This is a genomic window from Citricoccus muralis (genome assembly GCF_029637705.1).
In the GTDB taxonomy this organism is placed as follows: Bacteria; Actinomycetota; Actinomycetes; order Actinomycetales; family Micrococcaceae; genus CmP2.
In genome coordinates, this window is the sequence record NZ_CP121252.1 from 1,805,426 (window position 1) to 1,829,620 (window position 24,195).

Below are 24,195 nucleotides of genomic sequence, written 5' to 3' on the forward strand. Positions count from 1 at the left end.
AACTCGGCTTGGGGTGTTCTTGTGACGAGCATCAGAACCGGTGACGAAGCGGTGTTTTACCCGGTGATGTCCTCGGTGGTGAGACGGATGCGCGTGCGCAGCGCCTCAACCTCGGGACCTGCCGTGAGGATCCCCCGCGACGAGTTCACCAACACCTGTGGCCACGCCGTGTCGAAACCCAGCCGCATCCTTTCCGTGGTGGCCCCCTGTGCACCGTATCCGGGTGCAAGTAGCGCGGCACCGGAAGCGGCCAGATCGATACTCAGTCGTCGCGCCGTATCCGGGATGGTGGCGCCCACCACCAGACCAACCGTACCGAGAACAGCTCCTTTGCCGGCCGATGCCGCAGCGTCAGCCGCGTCCGTAGTGTCGAGATCGATCCGGTTGTCGGCGGCGGCACGTCGCACGATGTCGGCGGCGACCGAGACCTGGCCCTCCCCCAGCGCGTGCTGGACGCTTGCGCCCTCTGGGTTCGAGGTCAGGGCGAGGATGAACACACCGCGCCCGGTGTTTCTCGCCAGATCAATAGCCGGACGCAGTGACTCGTATCCGAGGAACGGGCTCAGAGTGAGCGCATCTGCGGCCAAGGGGGAACCGTCTTCCAGCCAGGCACTGGCGTAGCCCTGCATGGTCGAACCGATATCCCCGCGTTTGGCGTCGGCAATCGTGAGAATACCGGCATCATGGGCGTCCTGGAGCGTGCGCTCCAGGACAGCAAATCCCGCGGCCCCGTGGCGTTCGTACAGCGCCACTTGAGGTTTCAGCGCGGCCGCAAGGCTCGTGCCATCACGATCCGTCGAAGCTTCGACAACGGTGCGGGAAAAACGCTCGATTCCCGCCGCGGTGTCGTCCAATCCCCAGTCAGCGAGCAGGCCCGGGTGCGGGTCGATTCCTACACACAGTGGGCCGGCTCGCCGCATCGCTGCCGCGAGACGAGGTCCGAACGACTGGCGTTCTGCTGCCGACGACGTCATGCTCGCCCTCCGGCGCGTTCCAGTGCCGCCACCAGTCGCTGGTCATGGTCCTGCAGACTGGTCACGTCCCAGGAGTACTCCCGCTGGGCTTCCAGAGCCTGCAGCGCTGCCGCGAACTCGGCCAGGGTGGTGATCACGGGCACGCCAATGGAGGTGGCCGCCGCACGGATTTCGTAGCCGTCCGAACGGGAGTCGCCACCGGAGGGCGTGTTGAGGACCAGGTCCACTGTGCCGGCCTCGATCTGCTCCAGGATGGTGCCTTCGACACCGTCTTCGGAGGTGGCGATCTTGTTGACGACCTCGGTGTTGATCCCGTTGCGACGCAGCACCTCGGCGGTACCGCCGGTCGAGACCACGGTGAAGCCCAGATCGATGAGGCGCTTGGCCTGTCCGATCACGCCGCGCTTATCGCGGTTCGCTACCGAGATGAACACTCGTCCGGAGTGCGGCAGGGGTCCACCAGCGGCGGCCTGGGATTTAGCGAAGGCGGTATCGAAGTACTTGTCGATACCCATAACCTCACCGGTGGAGCGCATTTCGGGACCGAGTAGCGAGTCCACCACGCGGCCGTCCGGGGTGCGAAAACGGGTGAACGGCAGCACGGCTTCTTTGACGGCCACGGGGGCGTCAAGCGGCAGGCTGGCGCCGTCGTGGGTGGAGGGCAACATCCCTTCGGCCCGCAGCTCGGCGATAGACTTACCCACACCGATCATGGCGGCGGCCTTGGCCAACTGCACGCCCGTAGCCTTCGACACGAACGGCACGGTGCGCGAGGCACGCGGATTCGCTTCGATCACGTAGAGAACATCAGCGGCGAGGGCGAACTGGATGTTAATCAGGCCGCGCACTCCCACCCCGGCCGCGATGCCGAGGGTGGCTTCGCGAACGCGATCGAGCACGTCCGGGCCGAGGGTGATGGGCGGCAGCACGCAGGCGGAGTCACCGGAGTGGATTCCGGCTTCCTCGATGTGCTCCATCACGCCGCCGACGTAGAGGTCGGTGCCGTCGTAGAGAGCGTCGACGTCAATTTCGATGGCGTCGTCGAGGAATCGGTCCACCAGCATCGGGTGTTCCGGGGTGATCTCGGTGGCGTTGGCCACGTAGGTTTCCAGGGACGCCTCGTCGTAGACGATCTCCATGCCGCGTCCGCCCAGCACGTAGGAGGGTCGCACCAGGACCGGGTATCCGATGCTGTCAGCGACTCGCTTGGCGTCTTCAAAGGAGACGGCGGTGCCGTTCTTCGGGGAGGCCAACCCGGCGCTCTGCAATACCTGCGAGAACATGCCGCGGTGTTCGGCGAGGTCGATCGCGTGCGGTGAGGTGCCGAGAATGGTGACACCGGCGTCCTCGAGCTGCTGAGCCAGCTTCAGCGGAGTCTGACCGCCGAGCTGAACGAAGACACCCAGCACGCCGCCACTACGCTCTTCGGCGTGAATAATCTCCAACACGTCTTCCAGGGTCAGCGGTTCGAAGTAGAGCCGGTCCGAAATGTCGTAATCGGTTGACACGGTTTCGGGGTTGCAGTTGACCATGACCGTGTCGTAGTCGGCGTCGCGCAGTGCCATGGTGGCGTGCACGCAAGAGTAGTCGAACTCGATGCCCTGACCGATGCGGTTCGGCCCCGAGCCCAGGATAATCACCGAGGGCTTGTCGTGGGGCTGGACTTCAGTCTCCTGGTCGTAGGATGAGTACCGGTAGGGAGTGAACGCCTCAAACTCTGCGGCGCAGGTGTCCACAGTCTTGTAGACCGGGCGGATGCCCAAGGCGTGGCGCACGCCCCGGACCACGGCGGGGTCTAGGTGGCGCAGCGCCCCGATCTGTTCGTCAGAGAACCCGTGGCGCTTGGCCCATCCCAGGGTGTCGGCGTCGAGCGCCTCGGCGCTGCGAATGTCTTCAGCGACTTCGTTGATGAGCACCAGCTGGTCCAGGAACCACGGGTCAATGGCGGTGGCAGCGAAGGCCTGCTCAATGGTCGCACCGCCGAGCAGAGCGCGCTGCACCTGGGCTAGGCGCTCGGTGGTGGCGGTCTTCGACTGCTCCAGAAGTTCTGCGACCTCGGCGGCGTCGGGTACGTCGAAGGTCAGCTCGCTGCCCTTCTGCTCCAGTGACCGCAGTGCCTTCTGCAGAGCCTCAGCGAAGTTTCGCCCCAGTGCCATGGCCTCGCCCACCGACTTCATGGTGGTGGTGAGGGTGGCGTCTGCCGCGGGGAACTTCTCGAAGGCGAAGCGGGGCACCTTCACCACCACGTAGTCGAGCACCGGCTCGAAGGAGGCCGGGGTCTTCTGCGTGATGTCGTTGGGGATCTCGTCGAGCGTATAGCCCAGGGAGAGCTTGGTGGCGATCTTGGCGATGGCGAAACCGGTGGCTTTTGACGCCAACGCGGAGGAACGCGAGACGCGCGGGTTCATCTCGATGACGATGATGCGGCCGTCTTCGGGATTGACTGCGAACTGGATGTTGCAGCCGCCGGTGTCGACCCCGACCTCGCGGATGACGGCGATGGCGATATCGCGCATCTCCTGGAACTCGACGTCGGTCAGAGTCATGGCGGGGGCGACGGTGATGGAGTCGCCGGTGTGAACACCCACGGGGTCGAAGTTTTCGATGGAGCAGACGACCACGACATTGTCGTTCTTGTCGCGCATCATCTCGAGCTCGTATTCTTTCCAGCCCAGGATCGACTCTTCAAGGAGGACCTCGGAGGTCGGGCTGTATTGGAGGCCGGCACCGGCGATGCGGTGGAGGTCTTCTTCGTTGTAGGCCATACCGGAGCCGAGTCCGCCCATGGTAAAGGAGGGCCGAACAACCATCGGGTAGCCGAGCTTCTCGGCCGCGGCCAGGGCCTCGTCCATGGTGTGGACGATCTCGGACTGCGCGGATTCGCCGCCGCAGCGTTCGACGACGCCCTTGAACAGTTCGCGGTTCTCACCGAGCTCGATGGCTTCGATATTGGCGCCGATCAGTTCGACGTCGTACTTCTCCAGGGCGCCTGACTTCTCCAAGGCGATCGCGGTATTCAGCGCGGTCTGACCGCCCAGGGTGGGCAGTAGGGCATCGGGGCGTTCCTGGGCGATGATCTTCTCGACAACCTCTGGGGTGATCGGCTCCACGTAGGTGGCGTCGGCCAGCTCCGGATCGGTCATGATGGTGGCCGGGTTGGAGTTGACGAGGATGACGCGCACGCCTTCCTCTTTGAGCACGCGGATAGCCTGCGTGCCGGAGTAGTCGAACTCGGCCGCCTGACCGATGACGATGGGGCCAGATCCGATGACCAGAACTGATGACAGGTCGGTGCGTTTAGGCATAGTGAAAGGTCTCCTTGACGTCTCTGGTCTGGTTCAGCGGTCGCTCTTCGCAGCGGCCATGTTGTCGATGAAGCGGTCAAACAACGGGTGCGCATCGTGCGGACCGGCTGCAGACTCGGGGTGGAACTGCACGGAGAACGCCCGGCGGTCTGTGAGCGACAGCCCCTCGACGACCTGGTCATTGAGCGACCAGTGCGAGACCTCAACCTCGCCATAGCGTGCCTCGGGTGCGGTGATCACCTCGCCAATGGGGGCTTCGACGGCGAAGCCGTGGTTTTGGGAGGTGATGTGGACCTTGCCGGTGGCCTTGTCCATCACCGGCTGGTTAGGACCGCGGTGGCCGAAGGGCAGCTTGTACGTGTCGAAGCCCAGGGCCCGACCGAAAATCTGGTTACCGAAGCAGATGCCGAAGAACGGCAGATCCGCGTCCAGCACCTGGCGCAACAACTGAACCTGGGAATCGGCTGTAGCCGGGTCTCCGGGGCCGTTGGAGAGGAAGACGCCGTCGGGGTTCAGCGCCTGGATCTCGTCGAAGGTGGTGGTGGCCGGGACCACGTGGACCCGCACACCGCGGGACGCCAGGTGCCGCGGGGTGGCGGCTTTGATGCCGAGGTCAACAGCGACCACGGTGTATTGGGGGTCCTGCTGGTAGCCGTGCTCTGCGGGCTCGACCACGTAGGCCTGTTCGGTAGTGACTGCCTCGGCCAGCCGGGCGCCGGCCATGGGGGGTTGCTCGCGCACCTCGGTCAGCAGGTCAGCCTGAGAACGCTGGGCTGCGTCGCCGGAGAAGATCCCGGCTTTCATGGAGCCACGGTCGCGTAGCAGTCGGGTGACGGCGCGGGTGTCGATGCCCTGGATACCGACGATGCCCTCGGCCACGAGCTGATCGTCAAGGCTACGCTGGGAGCGGTAGTTGGAGGGCACGCGGGCGGCGTCGCGCACGGCGTAGCCGGCGACCCAGATGGCTCGAGACTCGTTGTCTTCGTCGTTGACGCCGGTGTTGCCGATGTGCGGGAAGGTCTGCACCACGATCTGCCGGGCGTAGGAGGGGTCCGTCAAGGTCTCCTGGTATCCGGTCATGCCGGTGGTGAAGACGGCCTCACCGAGGGTGGACCCTACGACTCCGTAGGAGCGGCCCTCGAAGACGCTGCCGTCCTCCAGGACCAGGATGGCTGGTTCAGTATTCTTCAGGCTCACGCGGGTTACTCTCTTCCTGAGTCGTCGGTGGGGGTCGTGTTGGGTTTCGCCGTGGCGGCGTGCTGGGTGGCTGGCCCGGCCTCGGGAATCAGGCCGGACAGCGCGGTGTAGAGCGGGCGCTTGCCCGCGGCGGTTTTGGTACGGAATCCGGTGGAGACTTCCTGATGTCCCAGCATCCAGGAGAACACGATCAGGCCCTCCTTCTCCACGAATTTGCCGTTGATGCCGGATTCCAGGCGGACATCCGTAATCTGGTCGGCCCGCACAAACAGATTGCTCGCCCCGTTGCGCAGAATCGCCACTCCCTGGGAATGGACTTCCATCTGGGCGTCGGTGCGGATCCCGAGCTGGTGGACGGCGATGCGATCGAGCCAGTCACGACCCTGCACGGTGGCCACGTACATGCCTTCATCGAGGACAAGTGGCTCCTGGTCAAGCAAACCTTCGGGAATCGACGCCGGAACCTCGACGTGCTTCTGTCGCAGTTTGCGGTTGCGCCAGCCCAACCACAGCGCGGACAGCAACAGCACGATCACGATCAGGGTCACCACCACGATCGTGACGTACTGTCCGGCGTAAGAGGCGTCCTGTTCGACTTGGGCCACTAGCTCCACGACGTACTCAGTTCCTGTCTGTTGAAAAGCGGATACGGGGTCGATCATGACGAGGCGCGCCGCGGGGTGGCCAAGCAGGCATCGGCGACGACGCGGTGTCCATGCAGAAACACATCGGTGACGCGACCGGGCAGGGTCATCCCCCGGTAGGGGCTGTTGCGCGACTTGGTGGTGTGTTGCTCGGGGTCCACCACCCGGGTCTCGCGGGGATCGTAAACGGTGATGTTCGCCGGTACTGAAGACTGCAGCACTCCCTCGGCGGAGACGAGTCCCTGGTCGGTGAGCCCAGCAATAATAGCCGGCGTCATGCTCATCACCCGGGCCACACCGGCCCAGTCGAGCAGCCCGGTGTCCACCATGGACTGTTGAATCACCGGCAGGGCGGTTTCCAGGCCGGTCATGCCCATGGCGGCTACGGACCATTCGCACTGTTTTGCTTCCGCGGGATGCGGGGCGTGATCAGTGCCCACCGTGTCGATGGTGCCATCGGCGAGTCCCTCGCGCAACGCCATCACATCGGCTTCGCGGCGCAACGGCGGGTTGACCTTGAACACTGGATCGTAGCTGCGCACGAGTTCCTCGGTGAGCAACAAGTGATGCGGGGTGACTTCGGCGGTGACCTGAATGCCGCGGGACTTGGCCCAGCGGATGATCTCGACGGATCCTGCCGTGGACACGTGGCAGACGTGTAGCCGCGAACCTACGTGGTCGGCTAGCAACACATCTCGGGCAATGATCGACTCTTCGGCCACGGCCGGCCAGCCCGGCAGTCCCAGCACACTGGAGAGTTCCGACTCGTTCATCTGCGCGCCATCGGTAAGGCGGGGTTCCTGGGCGTGCTGAGCGATGAAGCCGTCAAAGGACTTCACGTACTCCAGTGCACGACGCATCAGCACGGGGTCCCAGACGCAGATCCCGTCATCGGAGAACATGCGCACCTGAGCACGGGAAGCCGCCATGGCGCCCAGTTCGGCCAGTTTCTCCCCAGCCAGGCCGACGGTGACGGCGCCCACCGGGTGCACATCGCACCAACCGGCCTCGCGTCCAAGCTGCCAAACCTGTTCCACGACACCGGCGGTGTCAGCCACCGGGGTGGAGTTCGCCATGGCGTGCACGGAGGTGAACCCGCCCATAGCGGCGGCACGGGTACCGGTTTCCACGGTCTCCGCGTCTTCCCGACCCGGCTCGCGCAAGTGGGTGTGTAAGTCGACAAGCCCGGGCAACACGATGCGCCCGGTAGCGTCGACATGTTCTGCGGAGCGCTCGACGGCTTGTGCGGTGGCATCGGCGCCGACAGCCAGCACCTCTCCGGCGTCCAACAGCACGTCGTTCCGCACGCCGTCTGGGGTGGTGCCTCCCGTGATCAGGTATGCCTGCGTGGTCATGCCTGTGCCTTCCCTTCTATGGCGCGGATGTGCGGTGTAGATGGTGTCTGATCCGGTACCCCGGACAAGAGCAGATAGAGTACGGCCATCCGTACTGAGACGCCGTTGGCGACCTGTTCCAGTGCGGTGTTGTGCGGGGAGTCTGCGGCGGAGGCCGAGATCTCCAATCCGCGGTTCATGGGACCCGGATGCATGATCAGGCAATCACCGTCGCCGAGACCCTCGAGGCGGCGCATCCGTTCGTCGGTGAATCCCCAGCCGCGGGTGTATTCAGCGGGTGAGGGGAAGAACGCCTGGTGCATCCGCTCAGCCTGCACGCGTAGCATCATCACGGCGGTAGGGTTCTCTGCCAGCGCATCGTCCAGACTGTAGGTCACCTCGCAGGGCCACGATTCGATGCCGACCGGCAACAGCGTGGGCGGACCGGTCACCGTCACGCGTGCGCCCAGGGTGGCCAGTAGCCACACATTAGATCGGGCCACCCGGGAGTGGAGAATATCGCCCACGATGACGATGTGGGCGCCGTTGAGGTCGGTACCGGTGGGGGTAACACCGGTGCGGCGCGCTAAGTGCTGGCGGAGCGTGAAGGCATCCAGCAGTGCCTGGGTGGGGTGCTCGTGGGTTCCGTCGCCAGCGTTGACCACGGCGGAGCGAACCCATCCCGAGGCGGCCAGCTGCGCGGCGGCACCAGAGGACCAGTGACGCATCACGATCGCGTCGGCGCCGATGGCTTCGAGGGTCTGCACGGTGTCTTTGAGGGATTCCCCCTTGGACACCGAGGAACCTTTGGCCGAGAAATTCAGCACATCGGCGGAGAGCCGTTTGGCCGCAGCCTCAAAGGAGATCCGGGTGCGGGTGGAGTCTTCGAAAAATAGATTCACGATGGTCCGTCCGCGCAGTGCGGGAAGTTTTTTGACCTCGCGGCCGGACACGGAAGACATTTCTTCGGCCGTGTCCAAAATCTGTACGGCGTCGTCGAGGCTCAGGTCTGCGGTGGAGAGAAGGTGCCGCATCAGTTCTCCCCCTCCGTGCCGTCAGAAATGTCGATGCGATCTTCCGTGGGTGAATGACCGTCAATTTCATGCAGCAGTACCTGCACGCGTTCCGCGGTGGAGGTCGGCAGGTTCTTGCCCACGAAATCGGCGCGGATGGGTAGCTGGCGGTGGCCGCGGTCGACCAGAACGGCGAGTCGCACGGAATCGGGACGGCCAATATCAGAAAGGGCATCGAGGGCGGATCGCACGGTGCGCCCGGAGAACAGCACGTCGTCGACCAATACCACGGTGGCACCGTCGATGCCGCAGGCGGGGATCGAGGTGGGCTGTGGGGTACGTGAGGTGGAGCGACGCAGATCGTCCCGGTACATGGTGATGTCCAGCTGGCCGACGCGTTCTTCTGCGGCAAAGCTGGGGTCAATACTCGCCAGGCTCGCGGCCAGACGGCGGGCCAGCGGGTATCCCCGGCGCGGGATTCCGAGGATCACCAGTGAATCGGCGCCGCGGTTGGATTCGAGAATCTCGTGCGCAATGCGCTTGACCGCTCGATCAATGTCGGCCGCGGTCGCCACGGTACGGGCAGGTCGGACGCTCATCGAGAGCGCGTCTTCTTTCGGCATGCTGGAGTCAGCCACCGTCGGTCTCCTTTCCCGCCTCACAGGACGGAGTTTAAAGGAACCCTCCCCCGTGTTCGGGGGTGGTGTTCTACGTTCTGAAGCTTAGCACCGTGGTGACGGTGCACCGTCACCGGTTACGCCAGCAACGTCGGCTTGATTTGTTGCAGTCGGCCGAGCAGTCCGTTGATGAACTCGGGCGAGGCATCCGTCGAGTAATCGCGGGCCACCGCCACTGCTTCGGCCACGGCTACCCCGTCCGGGATCTCGTCGTTGAAGAGCAGCTCCCAGGTACCCACGCGCAGGATGGAACGGTCCACGGAGGGCATCCGTTCCAGGGTCCAACCTTGAGCGTAGGTGGAGAGGATTTCGTCGATCTGCTCGCGCTCGGCCACCACCCCGTGCACCAATTCCACGGTGTAGGGGTTGATGGTCTGGTCGGTGCTGTCCCGACGTTGTTGGATCCCCTTCAGCGGATCGCTGTCACGCTGCTCTGCTTCGAAAAGGATTTCCAAAGCACGACGACGGGCGCGACCTCGAGCGCTCACGGTGCTACGGTAACGCGCGGGCTGTGCCGGGTCAGAAGGTGTGGTCTCGCCGGTCATTAGTCGTTGACGCGTCCCAGGTAGTCGCCGGTGCGAGTGTCGACCTTGACCTTGGTGCCCTGCTCCACGAACAGCGGCACCTGAATGACGTAACCGGTTTCCACGGTGGCGGGCTTCGTGCCGGCCGAGGAGCGGTCGCCCTGCAGGCCCGGCTCGGTGTAGGTAATTTCCAGCACCACAGAGGCCGGCATGTCCAGGTACAGCGGGGTGCCCTCATTCATGGCGATGGTGACCTGCTGGTTCTCCAGCATGAAGTTCGCGGCGTCGCCGACCACGCTAGCGGGGACCAGGATCTGGTCGTAGGTCTTCACATCCATGAAAACGTAGTCGTCGCCGTCGATGTAGAGGTACTCGTAGTCCGAGCGGTCCACGGTTGCGAACTCGACCTTAGCGCCAGCGTTGAAGGTCTTGTCAATGATCTTGCCGGAGGTGATGTTCCGCATCTTGGTGCGTACGAAGGCACCGCCTTTGCCCGGCTTGACGTGCTGGAATTCCTGCACGTTCCACAGCTGGCCGTCAATGAGCAGCACGGAGCCGTTCTTAATGTCGTTAGTCGTTGCCATGAGGCGTTCTCCTCGAAAAGTCGGTGCACCGGATTCTGGACCGCACTCCAGTGTAGTGGAAAGAACCTACTCGGCGACCTCCTGGTAGGCGGCGAAGAGCAGCGAGGTGTCCGGCACGTCGTAAGTAAAGGGCTGGGCCAGGCCGTCAAGCAAGACGAAACGCAACTGATCACCCCGGTTCTTCTTGTCCCGCTTGATGCCGTCCAACAGGGCGGACCAGCGGTCATTGCGGTAGCTGGTGGGCAGTCCGAGGCTCTCCAGAATGCTGCGGTGCCGGTCCGCGGTGGCATCATCCAGGCGCCCCACGGAACGGGCCAATTCTGCGGCGAACATCATACCCACGGACACTGCGGCACCATGGCGCCACTGATACCGTTCCGCCAGCTCGATGGCGTGGCCCAGCGTGTGACCGTAGTTGAGAATCTCCCGGCGACCGGATTCCCGCAGATCCTCGCTCACCACCTCGGCCTTGACCCGGATGGCGCGCTCGATCACGTCCCGCAACGCAACAGAATGTGGGTTGAGCACCTGGGCTGGGTCGCGTTCAATGATGTTGAGAATCTCGGGGTCGGCGATGAAGCCGCACTTGGCGACCTCGGCCATCCCGGAAACAAGCTCATTCTTGGGCAGAGTGAGCAGGGTGTCCAGGTCTGCCAACACACCGGCCGGACGGTGAAATGCCCCCACCAAGTTCTTGCCCTCGGCCGTGTTGATGCCCGTCTTACCTCCGACGGCGGCGTCGACCATGCCCAACAGAGTGGTGGGCATGTGCACCACACGCACTCCGCGTAGCCAAGTGGCGGCCACGAATCCTGCGGTATCCGATACCGCACCGCCACCAACGGAAACGATCGCGTCGGATCGGGTGAAGTCGTTTTGGCCGAGGACCTGCCAGCAGAATGCGGCCACCTGAATGTGTTTGCCCTCTTCGGCGTCCGGAATCTCTGCGGTGAGGGCGGTGAGACCGGTTTTCTCCAAGTCGTCTTTAACAAGATCACCCGTGGAGCGCAGCGCACGCGGGTGGATGATGAGCACGCGGCGCACCTGGGGTCCGAGCAGGTCGGGAAGCCGCTGTAGTAGCCCTCGTCCGACGACGACGTCGTACCCGGCAGCCTCCGTTTCTCCGGTGACCGGAATAACTGTGGCGTCTGGTGCGGCTGCGTCTGTCATGACATCCTTTCGATGATGGCGTGGGCGACCTGTTCTGTGCTCAGGCCGGAAGTGTCAATAGTGTCGTGGGAGATTTCGCGGTAGAGGCCTTCGCGTTCCCGCAGGATCCGAAGCCAGTTGCGCACCGGGTCTCCGGCGAGCACGGGACGGCCGACTCCCCCGTCCAGGCGGTCTAAGGCGGTGTGCTCGTCGACGACGAGGTTGACCACCCGGCAGCCGCGTCCAAGCCGAGACCGGGTCTGAGCCGAGAGGACCGAGCCCCCGCCGAGGGAGAGCACGAAGGGTTCGTGGTGCGAAAGCACCTCGCCCACCAGCTCTTCTTCGGCGGCACGAAAAGCTGGCTCACCATGGGCTTGGAAGTAGTCCGGGATCGGGCCGTGCACGCGGACAAACAGCTGATCACTATCGAAGCGAGCCAGCCCCAATTGGTCGGCCAGAACCGACCCTACCGTGGACTTGCCCGCCCCCATGGGACCCACCAACACAATCCGGACGGCGGCGCCGCGCTGGAACGGCGTACGATCCTGCTGGGCATTCTCCACCTCAGAAGCAATATGTCGGTGCATGTCGGTGTAGACACCGGTCGACCGACCTGGTGCCGCCGTCACTGGAGCGGATCGCCCATCGATCCCGTCGCCTCATCCTCAGAGATTGGTTCGGGGATCGGTGCCAGCGCGGCGCGGAAGGACTCAAGATTCCGGCGTGTCTCCGACACAGAATCTCCCCCGAACTTCTCCATCACGGCGTCGGCGACGACGAGTGCCACCATGGCTTCGGCAACCACGCCGGCGGCTGGAACCGCGCACACATCCGAGCGCTGGTGGTGTGCCTTCGTGGCCTGACCGGTGGACGTGTCGACAGTGGCCAGTGCCCGTGGCACGGTGGCAATCGGTTTCATTCCGGCACGCACGCGCAGCACTCCCCCGGTCGACATGCCGCCTTCGATACCGCCGGCGCGGTTCGAGGTGCGCACTGGGTCGCCCTGCTCGCCGCGAACAATCTCGTCGTGGGCCTGGCTACCGCGGCGGGTAGCGGTGGCGAAGCCGTCTCCGACTTCCACCCCCTTGATCGCTTGGATACCCATCAACGCGGCGGCCAGACGTGAATCGAGTCGACGATCCCAGTGCACGTGGGAGCCCAGTCCCACCGGAGCCCCGTATACAAGCACCTCGACGACACCGCCCAGGGTCTCGCCTTCCTTGTGTGCGGCATCAACTTCGGTCACCATGCGGGCCGAAGTGTCGGCGTGGAAGCACCGCAGCGGATCCGCGTCCAAGTAGTTGACATCGCTCGGTGCCGGCAGCACGGCATCTTCCGGGGAGCTCACGGTTCCGACAGCGGTGGTGTGTGAGACAGTGGTGATTCCGAGCTCCTGCAGGAAGGCTTGTGCCACTCGCCCCAGCGCCACACGCGCGGCCGTTTCACGGGCGGAAGCGCGCTCCAACAGCGGACGGGCCTCGTCGAAGCCGTATTTCTGCATGCCAGCCATGTCAGCGTGGCCGGGGCGGGGACGGGTCAGCGCAGCGTTGCGCGCCAGACCCTCCAGTTCGGCCTGATCCACCGGATCCGGAGACATCACTTTCTCCCATTTGGGCCATTCGGTATTGCCGATCTCAATGGCGATGGGTGATCCCAGCGTGGAACCGTGGCGCACGCCGCCAATCAGCGTCACCTGGTCCTGTTCGAACTTCATCCGGGCACCGCGACCATAGCCGAGACGACGACGCGCCAAGGCGTCTTGGATCTCCTGCGTGGTGACAGGGATTCCCGCGGGCAACCCTTCGATCATCCCAACCAGAGCCGAACCGTGCGACTCTCCTGCTGTAAGCCAACGAACCATGGGGTTGATTCTTTCATGTCGAGGATCCCCCTGGGGGATCATGTCGAATATCTCAGTGACGGGGAGGCAGACCTACCGCGTGGGCCATCGCCGCGGTCATAGCTGACCAGTCGACGTCGGTGTTCTCGTCAACTCGCGCGGTGAAGAGCCTCACCTGCTCCACGGCCTGATACAACAGCATTTCCAACCCGGAGACCACCTGCCCGCCGCGCTCATTCCAATCGAGAGCTAAACGGGAGGGCCAGGGATCATAAGCGGCATCCAGCAGCGGCGGCAGTGCTCCAGCTGAGATCGTGGACGCAACCTCATCCGCTGCGCGCGGTGGCAGAGTGGAGACCAGCGCCCGGTGTCCCGGGGCTTCGGTTGCGAAATCATCCAGATGACCCACGGTGGCTTCTAGACCATAACTACGAGCCAATTCCAGATGGTCCGTGGCTTTGTCTGGGGTGCGAACCAGCAGCGACACCCCGTCCATCTGCATCAGATGCGCGGCCAGAATCGCGGCTGCAGCGGTACCGCCGCCCCCGAGGATGCCCATGGTGCCGCCCACCCTGGTCGCGTCATCGCCGGCGAAGCGCAGGGCCTCGACAATGCCGTCGACGTCGGTGTTGTGCCCGGTCGCACGCCCGTCGGCGTCGAAGACCACGGTGTTGAGGAAACCCAGTCGCTGTACGCGATCCGAGAGCTCGTCCATCAGCGGCACCATCCCACCCTTGAGGGGCATGGTGACGGAGAAACCCAACCAGTCCGAGGTCTTCCGGTCTTCGGAGCGGATCCCCGCGACGAATCCTGGCAGCTCGTCAACCGTCACGTCGTGCCGGCCGTAGTTGATGTCACGCTGTAAGTAGTCATAGGCGGCGGTATGCAGCGGTGGGGACTTCGAGTGGTCGATGGGGTGGCCGAGGACGGCTGCCTTCCGTTGGGGCACGGTGGTTTCTACTTTCAGCAGTAATCCGGGTTGTCTGCGCAGTACTGGCGGAATTCCTGCTGGTACTGCTGGTGCTCCGCAAGGGTTTCGGAGAACTTGGTCTCACCGGTCTCAATATTGGTTGTGATCCAGTAATAGTACGAGTTGTCCTCGGGCTCGGCCGCGGCGTCAATCGCCGCAATGGAGGGAGCACCGATCGGGCCCGGAGGCAAACCTGGGTGGACGTAGGTGTTGTACTCGTTGGACGCGTCTTGTCGCTCTTCTGCCGTGAACTGCAGGTTGCGGATGCCCAGGCCGTAGATCACCGTAGCATCGATCTGCAGCAGGCCATTGGTTTCGCTGTTGTCCGGACGCAGGCGGTTATTGATGATCCCGGCCACGCGGGCATAATCATCAGGACGCGCCTCCGCTTCGAGAATAGAAGCGATGGTGACGAGATCATACTGTTCTTGCTCGTCGGTGATGCCCAGACGCTCGAACTCCGTAATCGTCGGATCCACCGTCTGCTGAAGGATCTCCTCGGGACTCAAACCGCGTTCGAATCGGTACTGACCGACGGCGATGTAGCCTTCCAGGCTGTTGGCCTCCGCCGGGAGCCCAAACACGGTGGGGTCCGCCGCGGCCTCTTCGAATTCCTCTACGGAATACGACGTCTGTTCTGCCAGGGCTTCGAAGACCTCGGTGATGCGCATTCCACTGTTGACGGGCACGTAATCCACGCTGGCGGCGCCGACGCGCAGTAGCACTGCGGCAGCATCCGAGGCCGGCATTTCCTCACGCAGGGCGTATTCACCGGGCTGAATGGTTTGTGTGGTGTCGACGTCGTCGAGCGCATTGAGGAACGCCTGGGTGGAAGCGACGATGTCTTCTTCCACCATGCGGTTGCCGATAACGATCGCGCCTTCGCCTGGGTTCACGGTGAAGGTGACTTCCTCGCCACCCGGTCCGGGGAAATCGTCGGGCTCGCCCAGATTGAACACGGAACGGATGCCGTAGGCCAAGCCCACCAGCACCAGGACGAACACCAACAGCGACGATGCCATCACGATCATCATGCGACGACGGCGACGCCGACGCTCTTCGAGGCGTTGCTCACTGACCGTTACTGTGCCACCGCCCACGGTCTGATACCCCGGTGCTGGAGTGACCGGCAGAATGGTCTCCGCCGCATGATGGTCCGCGTCGGCTGCGTAGTCGTCATGACCGTCATGACCGTCAACAGCAGCGTCAGCGTCTGGCCCGGCAGGTGTCCTTGTCGCCTCGGCCGGCTCAAATTCTGTGGGGTACCGGCGCTCATCGCGGGGGAACGGCGGGACGTCGCCGAGCCCGCGATCGCGGCTCGGCACCGGTGCTGGCAAAATCCGTTCAGGCGCTGGCGATTTCTTTTCGTCCATATTACGCTCAGTGGGCTGAGGTGGTTCACCTGGCTCGGATGACCCGGCTTGCGTGGGTTTGGGCGTGGCCGCCTCTTCACGGGCCAACTGCGCGGCTCGGTCACGCTCGCGCAGTTGGCGGCGTGTTAGCGGCGGGGAGTCGCCCTCAGGACGAGGTGCATCATCACTCATGCGACTGTGCCGCCCCTTCCGTGGGTTGTGGCGTTTCGGTCATGACAACCACACGCCCGATGTTCTCACCCTGAGATTGTTCCATGTCCAGGGCGTGTTGAAGAATATGAACCGCCGCCACCTGGTCGATCACCGAACGCTGTTCCCGCGTGGTTCTCCCGGCTTCATGCAGGTCACGGCTAGCGCTGACCGTGCTGAGCCGCTCGTCCACCAGGCGGACCTCGATCCCCGATTCGTTCCTGTCTAACAGTCGGCGCAGCTGTTCGGCGTACTGCACCGCATCGAGCGTGGAGGCAGTCTCCTCCCCCTGGAGATTGAGCGGGTATCCCACGTAGATCAGGGTTGCCCCGCGCTCGACCGCTTGTTTGACGATGATGCGCTGGTCGAACCGCTTCTTGGGGTCACGGAAGAGTGTCTCCACCGGGGTGGCCAGGATTCCGCCTGGGTCACTCGCGGCCACCCCCACCCGCGCGCGACCGACGTCGATGCCCAAGCGGGCACCGCGGGGGCGCTGAGGCGGAGTGGTGGCGGTGGTGCTCATGGTGTTCAGCTCTGGTTCTGCAACGTAGCGTCACGCAGGGCTTGTAGAGCCGTCTCGACCTGGTCCAGCCGGGATCCACCACCCTGGGCCAGATCGTCTTTGCCGCCGCCACCGCCACCGAGTACACCGCAGGCGATCTTGACCAGCGCGCCAGCTTTGACACCGGCGTCACGTGCGCCCTGGTTGGTGGCTACCACCACGAGGGGACGGCCCTTGGATTCGGCGGTCATCGCGACGACGACCGATTCCTTGCCCGCTTGTTCGAGTCGCGCACGCAGGTCCATGACGACGCTGCGCAGGTCATCGGCAGACGCCACGGCGCCGAGGTGGCGGGACAACAGAGTGACGGAACCGACCGGCTCGGCGGCGTCGAGCATGCGCCCGGCTTCGGCCTGTAGCTGCGCCGAACGCAGGGTGGCCAGTTCTTTCTCCACCTCGCGCAGCTTTGCCAGGGTCGCAGCGACCCGGTCTGGAACCTGGTCGGCGGGTGCCTTCAGCATCTCGGTGAGCTGGTTGAGCAAGGTGCGCTCCGCAGCGAAGTGCTGGAAGGCGTCCAAGCCGACAAAAGCCTCCACACGTCGGTTGCCGGAGCCCACGGACTGTTCGCCGAGCAACGCAAGGGTTCCGATCTCTGTAGTGGCCCCCACGTGGGTGCCGCCGCAGAGTTCACGTGACCAAGCGCCGTTGATTTCCACCATGCGCACCTGGTCGCCGTACTTCTCACCGAAGAGCATCATGGCACCGGCCTCTTTCGCCTGGTCCAGCGACATTTCGCGGGTCACCACGGTGTGGTTGTCGCGGATGGCAAGGTTCGCGATCTCTTCGACTTCCTGCTTGGCACCATCGCTCAGGGCATCCTGCCAGCGGAAGTCGAAGCGCAGATAGCCTTCTTTGTTGAAAGAACCGGCCTGGGTGGCCTCGTTGCCCAGCACCTGGCGCAGTGCCGAGTGGATGAGGTGGGTGCCGGTGTGGGCCTTCTGTGCGTCGAGACGACGGCGCAGGTCGATCTGTCCCAGGGCGTTGGCCCCGGCGGGCACCTCGCCCTCCTTGACGACGACGCGGTGCACGCTCAAACCCTTGACCGGCGCCTGGACGTCCTTGACCTCCAACACGAACCCGTCACCGGTGATCAAACCCGTGTCTGCAGCCTGGCCACCCGCTTCAGCGTAGAAGGGGGTGGCGTCGAGGACGACGTCGAGCTCCTGACCGGACTGCCCGAAGCCAACCGGCTGGCCATCCAGCAACAGGCCTCGGATCTGTGATTCAGTGGTGTGCTCGGTGTAGCCGGTGAACACCGTGTCGCCAGCGGCGTGGAGTTCTCGGTAGGCGCTGATGTCGGCATGGCCAGCTTTCTTAGACTTCGCGTCTTGGCGGGCCCGGTCGCGCTGCTCGGTCATCAACCGGCGGAATTCGGTCTCGTTGACGCTGACTCCGGCCTCAGCGGCCATCTCCAGAGTCAAATCGATCGGGAAACCATACGTGTCATGCAGCTCGAAAGCATCGGCGCCGGACAGGGTGCCATTCTCTGCGCGTGCGATGGACACCGCCGTTTCCAGGCGCGAGGTACCGGCCGTGATGGTGCGTAGGAAGGCCTTCTCCTCTGCGTAGGCGATCCGGGCGATGCGCTCGAAATCATTCTCGACAACCGGGTAGGTGCCCTTCATGGCATCGCGGGACACCGGCAGCAGTTGCGGCAGCACCGGCTCGGTGACTCCCATCAGGCGCATGGCGCGGACGGCACGGCGAATGAGGCGGCGTAGCACGTAGCCGCCGCCCTCGTTGCCGGGGACCACACCGTCGGAAATCAGCATTAGCGCGGAGCGGATGTGGTCGGCCACCACGCGCAACCGGACGTCGTCGTCGTAGCTGGGGTCCTGCGGGTCTTCCGAGGAGGTGTAGCTCTTGCCGGCCAGCTCGGCGGCACGGTCGAGCACCGGACGCACTTGATCGGTCTCGTACATGTTGTTGACGCCCTGCAGGATCATCGCCAGGCGCTCCAGTCCCATGCCGGTGTCGATGTTCTTGTGCTTGAGCTCGCCGATCACGTCAAAGTCCACCGCGGAGCGTACCTCACCGAGCTGGTACTGCATGAATACCAGGTTCCAGATCTCGATATAGCGGGTGTCGTCCACGGCTGGCCCGCCATCGAGCCCGTATTCGGGACCGCGGTCGTAGAAAATCTCGGAGTCTGGTCCGCCGGGGCCGGAACCGCCGGTGTGCCAGTAATTGTCTGCAGCACCCAGACGCTGGATTCGCTCGGCGGGTACACCCACAACGTCGCGCCAGATGCGCTCGGCTTCATCGTCTTCCTCGTAGACGGTAACCCACAGCCGCTCCGGGTCGAGACCGAAACCGCCGTCGGCCTGAGAGGTGGTGAGCAGCTCCCAGGCCATCGGGATGGCGGTCTCTTTGAAGTAGTCCCCGAAGGAGAAGTTGCCGCACATCTGGAAGAACGTGCCGTGACGTACTGTCTTACCGACTTCTTCAATGTCGGCGGTACGAATGCATTTCTGCACGCTGACAGCCCGCGAGAAGGGCGGGGTCTGCTGACCCAGGAAGTACGGGATGAAGGGCACCATCCCGGCGATGGTGAACAGCAGGGAAGGATCTGGAGACACCAGGGAGGCCGAGGGCACCACGGTGTGCTTCTTCGATTCGAAGAACGTCGTCCAGGTCTTCGCGATCTCGTGCGACTTCATTCCTGCTTATGCCTGCTTCCGGGGGTGAGACGGGTCAGTGGGAGTAACGGGGGACGACGTACGCGTGACATCCGATGCGGTGCCGGTGATGATGTCGTCGGCTTGAGTGGACCAGCCGGGAATCTCGGCGCGCAGCTGGCCAATGAACGATCGGGCACCTTCGGACAACGCGGTGGCGGCTGCCTGGCCCGCGGTACGACCGAGGTTCTCGGGCGCAAAGGTGGTGCGGAGGGATTCTTCGGCCTGCACGACGGCGGCGTCGCGGCCTTTGTTGATCAAGGAGTGTCCGAACCACCCTGCGGCGGCTCCCACTCCGATCAGCAGTACGCGCTTGATCACCGGCACGTCCTTTCCCGCAGGCCGAGCAACTCTCGTCCTGCCGTTCGTTCACACATCCTGGACTACTGTACCGAAATTCATGGAGGTTAGATGAGAACGCGGTACAGCTGCGCCGTGATTCCCCGGGAAAAGCTTCGGCCCGGAACACCAACAGGTGTTCCGGGCCGAAGCGGTATCAACGGCTGGAGCCGTCGAGGATCAGCGTGCGTAGTACTCGACCACGAGGTTCTCTTCACAGGTCACGGGGACCTCGGAGCGCTTCGGGGCGCGAGTCAGCTTAGCCTGCAGCTTGTCGATTTCAACGTCCAGGTAGCCCGGGGTGGCGGGCAGCACTTCCTGGTGAGCGCCGGTAGCGGCGATCTGGAAGGGGACCATCTTCTCGGAGCGGGTGTGCACGTGCACCAGCTGGCCCGGCTTCACGCGGAAGGACGGGCGGTCCACGCGCTGGCCGTCGACCAGGATGTGGCGGTGTACGACGAGCTGGCGTGCCTGCTGGATGGTGCGGGCGAAGCCAGCGCGCAGCACGAGGGCGTCCAGACGCGACTCGAGCAGCTCGATGAGAGTCTCACCTGTCAGACCCGACTGGCGCTTGGCCTCTTCGTAGTAGCGGCGCATCTGCGCCTCACGGATGTTGTACTGAGCGCGGAGACGCTGCTTCTCCTTCAGACGCACAGCGTAGTCGGAGTCAGCGCGACGACGGGCGCGGCCGTGCTGGCCGGGACCGTACGGACGGCGCTCCATGTACTTCTCTGCCTTGGGGGTCAGAGCGATGCCGAGCGCGCGCGAGTGGCGCACGGTGCGGCGGGTGCGAAGGGTGCGGTTAGCCACGAGGGACCTTTCTTGTCATACGGCATGATCTGGTTTGTTATCGCTCAGCGACAAGGAACACCGCAGAATGGGTGAACGAAGAGCCGGCGAATCCTGGCCTCCGCAATGAATCAACACCGGAGAGCTGAGGGGCATGCCGTCGCCCGTCATTACTACCAACACGTGCTCAGTGAGCACAGTTGTGCCAGACAGCAGACCATCCTAGCACGATCAAGCATTGAGCCTGAACCAGGCGACGCTAGCCCCGCTCGCCTCGAAGCAGGCGACGAAGCGCGGCCACTCGGTCCGATAGGGTTCGCTCCACGCCATTGGACGTTGGCTGGTAATACTCGCGGCCGGCCAGAGTGTCAGGCAGGTATTGCTGGGCAGCCACCGAGTGCGGGGCGTCATGGGCGTAAATGTAGCCTTTTCCGTGACCCATCGCCGCGGCCCCCGGATAGTGGGCATCACGCAGATGCAGCGGAACGACACCGCCCTTGCCCGCCTGAACATCCGCCATGGCCTTGTTGATGCCTTCGTACGCTCGGTTCGATTTAGGCGCGGTGGCCAGGTGCACCACCGCCTCGGCCAGCGGGATCCGCCCTTCCGGCATCCCGATCATCTGCACCGCTTGGGCCGCCGCAACCGCAGTCTGCAGTGCGGTCGGGTCAGCCATCCCAATGTCTTCGGACGCCGAGATGATGAGTCGTCGTGCGATGAAGCGCGGGTCCTCACCGGCTTCGATCATCCGCGCCAGATAGTGCAGCGACGCGTCCACGTCGGATCCGCGGATGGATTTAATGAATGCACTGATCACATCGTAGTGCTGATCGCCATCTTTGTCGTAGCGCACGATGGCCCGGTCCATGGCGCGTGCGGCGTCGTCCAGGGTCATCGGAACCGGGCCTTCGGGGTTGTCGGCCTGGTCCAGCGCCACCCCCGCGGCTGCTTCCAGTGTGGTGAGCGCCCGACGCGCATCGCCCTGCGCCATGCGGACCAGGTACTCGACCGTCTCGTCGTCGGCGACCACTCCCCCGCCCAGACCGCGTTCGTCATCGATGGCGCGGTGGATGAGACCGGTGATGTCCTTATCGGTCAGCGGCTTCAAGGTGAGCATCAGTGATCGCGAGAGCAGTGGCGAGATGACGGAGAAGGACGGATTTTCGGTGGTGGCCGCCACCAGAACAACCCAGCGGTTTTCCACCCCGGGCAACAGCGCATCCTGCTGCGCCTTGTTGAACCGGTGGATCTCGTCGAGGAACAAAATCGTGGTGCGTCCGTGGAGGTCCCGATCGGTCAGCGCCTGATCCATGACCCGGCGTACGTCTTTGACCCCGGCGGAAATGGCGGAGAGTTCGACGAATTTTCGCCCGGTACCGCGGGCGATCACCGTGGCTAACGTTGTCTTTCCGGTCCCCGGAGGCCCGTAGAGAATCAGCGAGGAGGGTCCGGTCGCAGAACGCAGGCCCGAGGGCTCGGCTTCGACCAGTTTGCGCAACGGCGAACCCGGTGCCAATAAGTGTTGCTGTCCCACCACATCGTCCAGAGACCGCGGACGCATGCGCACGGCCAAGGGGGCGGCGGAGTGTCCGGATCCGGACAGGGTGGCGGATTCCACCTCAGCGGGGCCGTCGGAAGGCTCGACTCCGCCGATCGAGCTGAAGAGATCACTCACCATTCCAGCGTAGCCCTCTCCTTGACGCGGCGCATTGCGCCTCTTCGATCGAACGAGCCTGTGCCTACACTGTTCGCATGAAGGCAGTTGTACAACGAGTCCGTCGCGCCCAGGTCACCGTCGATGATGAGGTGGTGGGACAGATCGACGAACCTGGACTGACCGTACTGGTCGGTGTCAGCACCGTCGATACCGAGTCGGAGGCCGATCTCCTCGCGGAGAAGCTCTACCGGTTGCGCATCTTGGAAAACGAGGCGTCCTGCGAGAGCTCCGGTGCACCGTTGCTCGTGATCAGCCAGTTCACCCTCTATGGCGATGTCCGCCGTGGTCGGCGTCCTTCGTGGTCCGATGCGGCGCGCCCGGACCAAGCAGAGCCGCTGTACCGCCGCGTCGTCGAGACGCTACGGGGTTTTGGCGCTCGGGTTGAAACGGGACGTTTCGGCGCCATGATGGACGTCAGCTTGGTGAACGCCGGACCCTTCACGGTGCTCATCGATAGCGATGAGTTGCGTAGGCCCCGGCGCTCTACCAGCTGACGAATTACTCGGACTCGGGGGCTACTTCGTCCTTCTTCGGCTCCGGCTTTGCGTCGACGCCAGCTTCCTTCCGCTGCTGCGGGGTGATGGGAGCTGGTGCCGCGGTGAGCGGATCAAAGCCGTTGCCCGTCTTCGGGAAGGCAATGACGTCGCGAATGGAGTCGGTGCCGGCCAGCAGAGCGACGATGCGGTCCCAGCCGAAGGCGATACCGCCGTGCGGCGGGGCCCCGTACTTGAAGCCCTCGAGTAGGAAGCCGAACTTCTCATCAGCTTCTTCTTCGCTGAGGCCCATCACGCCGAACACACGCTTCTGCACATCCTGGCGGTGGATACGGATGGAGCCGCCACCAATTTCGTTGCCGTTGCAGACGATGTCGTAGGCGTACGCTAACGCCGAGCCGGGGTCCGTGTCGAAGGTGTCGAGGAACTCGGGCTTGGGCGAGGTGAACGCGTGGTGCACCGCGGTCCAGGATCCGGAGCCCACGGCAACGTCGCCGGAAGCCACCGCGTCGGCCGCCGGCTCAAACAGCGGAGCGTCCACGATCCAGACGAAAGCCCAGTCCTGCTCTTCGATCGGCACCTCACCGGGGGCCTTAATGAGTCCCACACGGTGACCGATCTCCACGCGCGCTGCACCGAGCAGTGCACGAGCGTCCTTGGCGGTTCCGGCACCGAAGAAGATGCAGTCGCCCGGCTGGGCACCGGTGGCTTCGGCCAAGCCGGCTTTCTCTTCGTCGGTGATGTTCTTCGCCACGGGGCCACCCAGCGAGCCGTCCTCCTGGATCAGCACGTAGGCAAGTCCCTTGGCGCCGCGTTGCTTCGCCCATTCCTGCCAGGCGTCCAGGGTGCGGCGCGGCTGCGACGCACCACCGGGCATCACCACGGCGCCGACGTAGTCGGACTGGAACACGCGGAACGGGGTGTTGCGGAAGTACTCGGTCAGGTCCGTCAGTTCCAGACCGAACCGCAGATCCGGCTTGTCAGAACCGTACTTTTCCATGGCCTCGGCGTAGGTCATTCGGCGAATCGGGGTGGAGATCTCGACCCCGATCAGTGACCACAGCGATGCGATGATCTTCTCGCCCAGGGCGATGACGTCGTCTTCCTCCACGAAGGAGGCCTCGATGTCGAGCTGGGTGAACTCGGGCTGACGATCAGCGCGGAAGTCCTCATCGCGGTAGCAGCGAGCGATCTGGAAGTAGCGTTCGACGCCGCCGACCTGGAGCAGCTGCTTGAACAGCTGCGGTGACTGCGGAAGGGCGTACCAGGATCCGGGCGCCAGGCGGGCTGGGACCAGAAAGTCGCGCGCACCTTCCGGGGTGGAGCGAGTCAGGGTCGGGGTCTCGACCTCGATAAACCCTTCCTCGTGCAGCAGGTCACGCGCAGCACGGTTGACGTCCGAGCGCAGTCGCATGATTTTCGCCGGCTGCGGGCGACGCAGGTCCAAATACCGGTGCCGCAGGCGGGCTTCCTCGCCCACCTCCACGTGTTCATCAATCTGAAACGGAAGCGGATCGGCGGTGTTGAGCACCTCGACGGTGTCGGTGATCAGCTCGATCTCGCCGGAAGGCAGGTTCGGGTTCTCGTTGCCGGCAGGACGTTTCTCGACCGTCCCGGTCACACGCAGCACGAATTCGTTACGCAGCGGATCGAAGTCCTTCTCGTCACGCACCACCACCTGGGCGAAGCCCGAGGCATCACGCAGGTCAACGAAGGCCACGCCTCCGTGGTCGCGTCGGCGGGCGACCCATCCAGCCACAGTGACGGTCTGTCCAATGTGCTCGGCGTTGAGCTCGCCGAGCTGATGCGTGCGCAGCACGGTAGTCCTTCCGGTAGTGAATAC

Annotated in this window: 21 protein-coding genes; 1 reads left to right on the top strand and 20 read right to left on the bottom strand. The window is 64.1% G+C overall.

What is annotated here, in order from left to right:
• Positions 1-56: 56 nt before the first annotated feature.
• The 19 genes from pyrF to P8192_RS08360 all read right to left on the bottom strand — a co-directional run bounded on the left by pyrF (position 57) and on the right by P8192_RS08360 (position 21,816).
• Complete coding sequence (gene pyrF / locus P8192_RS08270; RefSeq protein WP_278156109.1) at positions 57-974, bottom strand: orotidine-5'-phosphate decarboxylase; 918 nt, start codon at positions 972-974, stop codon at positions 57-59.
• On the bottom strand, positions 971-4,279 hold the full coding sequence (gene carB, locus P8192_RS08275; protein WP_278156111.1) for a carbamoyl-phosphate synthase large subunit: 3,309 nt from the start codon (positions 4,277-4,279) through the stop codon (positions 971-973). The genes pyrF and carB overlap by 4 nt, the downstream gene beginning before the upstream one ends.
• Positions 4,280-4,312: 33 nt before the next feature.
• Positions 4,313-5,476, bottom strand: coding sequence for a glutamine-hydrolyzing carbamoyl-phosphate synthase small subunit (gene carA / locus P8192_RS08280; RefSeq protein WP_278156114.1), 1,164 nt, complete (start codon positions 5,474-5,476; stop codon positions 4,313-4,315).
• A 5-nt stretch (positions 5,477-5,481) separates the two neighbouring features.
• A complete protein-coding gene (locus P8192_RS08285) occupies positions 5,482-6,138 on the bottom strand; it encodes a hypothetical protein (RefSeq protein WP_278156116.1) in 657 nt (218 codons plus the stop codon).
• A complete protein-coding gene (locus P8192_RS08290; RefSeq protein ID WP_278156118.1) occupies positions 6,135-7,475 on the bottom strand; it encodes a dihydroorotase in 1,341 nt (446 codons plus the stop codon). Before P8192_RS08290 ends, P8192_RS08285 begins: the two co-directional genes overlap by 4 nt.
• Entirely contained in the window at positions 7,472-8,488 is a 1,017-nt protein-coding gene (locus P8192_RS08295; RefSeq protein ID WP_278156120.1) for an aspartate carbamoyltransferase catalytic subunit, read from the bottom strand. The genes P8192_RS08290 and P8192_RS08295 overlap by 4 nt, the downstream gene beginning before the upstream one ends.
• The gene (gene pyrR / locus P8192_RS08300; protein ID WP_278159771.1) at positions 8,488-9,066 is read right to left on the bottom strand and encodes a bifunctional pyr operon transcriptional regulator/uracil phosphoribosyltransferase PyrR; all 579 of its coding nucleotides are present in this window, start codon (positions 9,064-9,066) and stop codon (positions 8,488-8,490) included. Before pyrR ends, P8192_RS08295 begins: the two co-directional genes overlap by 1 nt.
• A 155-nt stretch (positions 9,067-9,221) precedes the next feature.
• On the bottom strand, positions 9,222-9,632 hold the full coding sequence (gene nusB / locus P8192_RS08305) for a transcription antitermination factor NusB (protein ID WP_278156122.1): 411 nt from the start codon (positions 9,630-9,632) through the stop codon (positions 9,222-9,224).
• A 56-nt stretch (positions 9,633-9,688) separates the two neighbouring features.
• Entirely contained in the window at positions 9,689-10,252 is a 564-nt protein-coding gene (efp, locus tag P8192_RS08310; protein WP_270105141.1) for an elongation factor P, read from the bottom strand.
• Positions 10,253-10,318: 66 nt separating this feature from the next.
• Positions 10,319-11,422 (bottom strand): 3-dehydroquinate synthase, encoded by a 1,104-nt coding sequence (gene aroB, locus P8192_RS08315; protein ID WP_278156124.1) that lies wholly within the window; start codon positions 11,420-11,422, stop codon positions 10,319-10,321.
• Positions 11,419-11,988 carry a shikimate kinase gene (locus P8192_RS08320; RefSeq protein WP_278156126.1) on the bottom strand — a complete coding sequence of 190 codons (570 nt, stop codon included), beginning with the start codon at positions 11,986-11,988 and terminating at the stop codon, positions 11,419-11,421. The genes aroB and P8192_RS08320 overlap by 4 nt, the downstream gene beginning before the upstream one ends.
• Positions 11,989-12,026: 38 nt before the next feature.
• A complete protein-coding gene (aroC, locus tag P8192_RS08325) occupies positions 12,027-13,262 on the bottom strand; it encodes a chorismate synthase (protein WP_278156128.1) in 1,236 nt (411 codons plus the stop codon).
• Between the two features lie 52 nt (positions 13,263-13,314).
• Positions 13,315-14,190 (bottom strand): shikimate dehydrogenase family protein, encoded by an 876-nt coding sequence (locus P8192_RS08330; RefSeq protein WP_278156131.1) that lies wholly within the window; start codon positions 14,188-14,190, stop codon positions 13,315-13,317.
• A gap of 14 nt (positions 14,191-14,204) precedes the next feature.
• Entirely contained in the window at positions 14,205-15,755 is a 1,551-nt protein-coding gene (mltG, locus tag P8192_RS08335) for an endolytic transglycosylase MltG (protein WP_278156132.1), read from the bottom strand.
• On the bottom strand, positions 15,748-16,296 hold the full coding sequence (ruvX, locus tag P8192_RS08340; RefSeq protein ID WP_278156134.1) for a Holliday junction resolvase RuvX: 549 nt from the start codon (positions 16,294-16,296) through the stop codon (positions 15,748-15,750). Before ruvX ends, mltG begins: the two co-directional genes overlap by 8 nt.
• A 5-nt stretch (positions 16,297-16,301) precedes the next feature.
• Complete coding sequence (alaS, locus tag P8192_RS08345; RefSeq protein WP_278156137.1) at positions 16,302-18,995, bottom strand: alanine--tRNA ligase; 2,694 nt, start codon at positions 18,993-18,995, stop codon at positions 16,302-16,304.
• 6 nt (positions 18,996-19,001) lie between these two features.
• Positions 19,002-19,334: a hypothetical protein gene (locus tag P8192_RS08350; protein WP_278156139.1), complete on the bottom strand. Its 333-nt coding sequence runs from the start codon at positions 19,332-19,334 to the stop codon at positions 19,002-19,004.
• A gap of 198 nt (positions 19,335-19,532) precedes the next feature.
• Complete coding sequence (gene rpsD / locus P8192_RS08355; protein ID WP_270105132.1) at positions 19,533-20,162, bottom strand: 30S ribosomal protein S4; 630 nt, start codon at positions 20,160-20,162, stop codon at positions 19,533-19,535.
• Between the two features lie 238 nt (positions 20,163-20,400).
• The gene (locus P8192_RS08360; RefSeq protein WP_278159772.1) at positions 20,401-21,816 is read right to left on the bottom strand and encodes a replication-associated recombination protein A; all 1,416 of its coding nucleotides are present in this window, start codon (positions 21,814-21,816) and stop codon (positions 20,401-20,403) included.
• 77 nt (positions 21,817-21,893) lie between these two features.
• Between P8192_RS08360 and dtd the strand changes: the two genes are divergently transcribed.
• Entirely contained in the window at positions 21,894-22,352 is a 459-nt protein-coding gene (dtd, locus tag P8192_RS08365) for a D-aminoacyl-tRNA deacylase (protein ID WP_270105131.1), read from the top strand.
• A 4-nt stretch (positions 22,353-22,356) separates the two neighbouring features.
• On the opposite strand, the gene aspS is transcribed toward dtd, so the two are convergent.
• Complete coding sequence (gene aspS / locus P8192_RS08370) at positions 22,357-24,171, bottom strand: aspartate--tRNA ligase (RefSeq protein WP_270105130.1); 1,815 nt, start codon at positions 24,169-24,171, stop codon at positions 22,357-22,359.
• Between the last annotated feature and the right edge of the window lie 24 nt (positions 24,172-24,195).

What these genes read in the sequence shown, in the direction of transcription:
- pyrF (WP_278156109.1), bottom strand. Translation starts at nt 974, where the DNA reads ATGACGTCGTCGGCAGCAGAACGCCAGTCGTTCGGACCTCGTCTCGCG.
- carB (WP_278156111.1), bottom strand. Translation starts at nt 4,279, where the DNA reads ATGCCTAAACGCACCGACCTGTCATCAGTTCTGGTCATCGGATCTGGC.
- P8192_RS08285 (WP_278156116.1), bottom strand. Translation starts at nt 6,138, where the DNA reads ATGATCGACCCCGTATCCGCTTTTCAACAGACAGGAACTGAGTACGTC.
- P8192_RS08290 (WP_278156118.1), bottom strand. Translation starts at nt 7,475, where the DNA reads ATGACCACGCAGGCATACCTGATCACGGGAGGCACCACCCCAGACGGC.
- P8192_RS08295 (WP_278156120.1), bottom strand. Translation starts at nt 8,488, where the DNA reads ATGCGGCACCTTCTCTCCACCGCAGACCTGAGCCTCGACGACGCCGTA.
- pyrR (WP_278159771.1), bottom strand. Translation starts at nt 9,066, where the DNA reads ATGAGCGTCCGACCTGCCCGTACCGTGGCGACCGCGGCCGACATTGAT.
- efp (WP_270105141.1), bottom strand. Translation starts at nt 10,252, where the DNA reads ATGGCAACGACTAACGACATTAAGAACGGCTCCGTGCTGCTCATTGAC.
- aroB (WP_278156124.1), bottom strand. Translation starts at nt 11,422, where the DNA reads ATGACAGACGCAGCCGCACCAGACGCCACAGTTATTCCGGTCACCGGA.
- P8192_RS08320 (WP_278156126.1), bottom strand. Translation starts at nt 11,988, where the DNA reads ATGCACCGACATATTGCTTCTGAGGTGGAGAATGCCCAGCAGGATCGT.
- aroC (WP_278156128.1), bottom strand. Translation starts at nt 13,262, where the DNA reads ATGGTTCGTTGGCTTACAGCAGGAGAGTCGCACGGTTCGGCTCTGGTT.
- mltG (WP_278156132.1), bottom strand. Translation starts at nt 15,755, where the DNA reads ATGAGTGATGATGCACCTCGTCCTGAGGGCGACTCCCCGCCGCTAACA.
- ruvX (WP_278156134.1), bottom strand. Translation starts at nt 16,296, where the DNA reads ATGAGCACCACCGCCACCACTCCGCCTCAGCGCCCCCGCGGTGCCCGC.
- alaS (WP_278156137.1), bottom strand. Translation starts at nt 18,995, where the DNA reads ATGAAGTCGCACGAGATCGCGAAGACCTGGACGACGTTCTTCGAATCG.
- dtd (WP_270105131.1), top strand. Translation starts at nt 21,894, where the DNA reads ATGAAGGCAGTTGTACAACGAGTCCGTCGCGCCCAGGTCACCGTCGAT.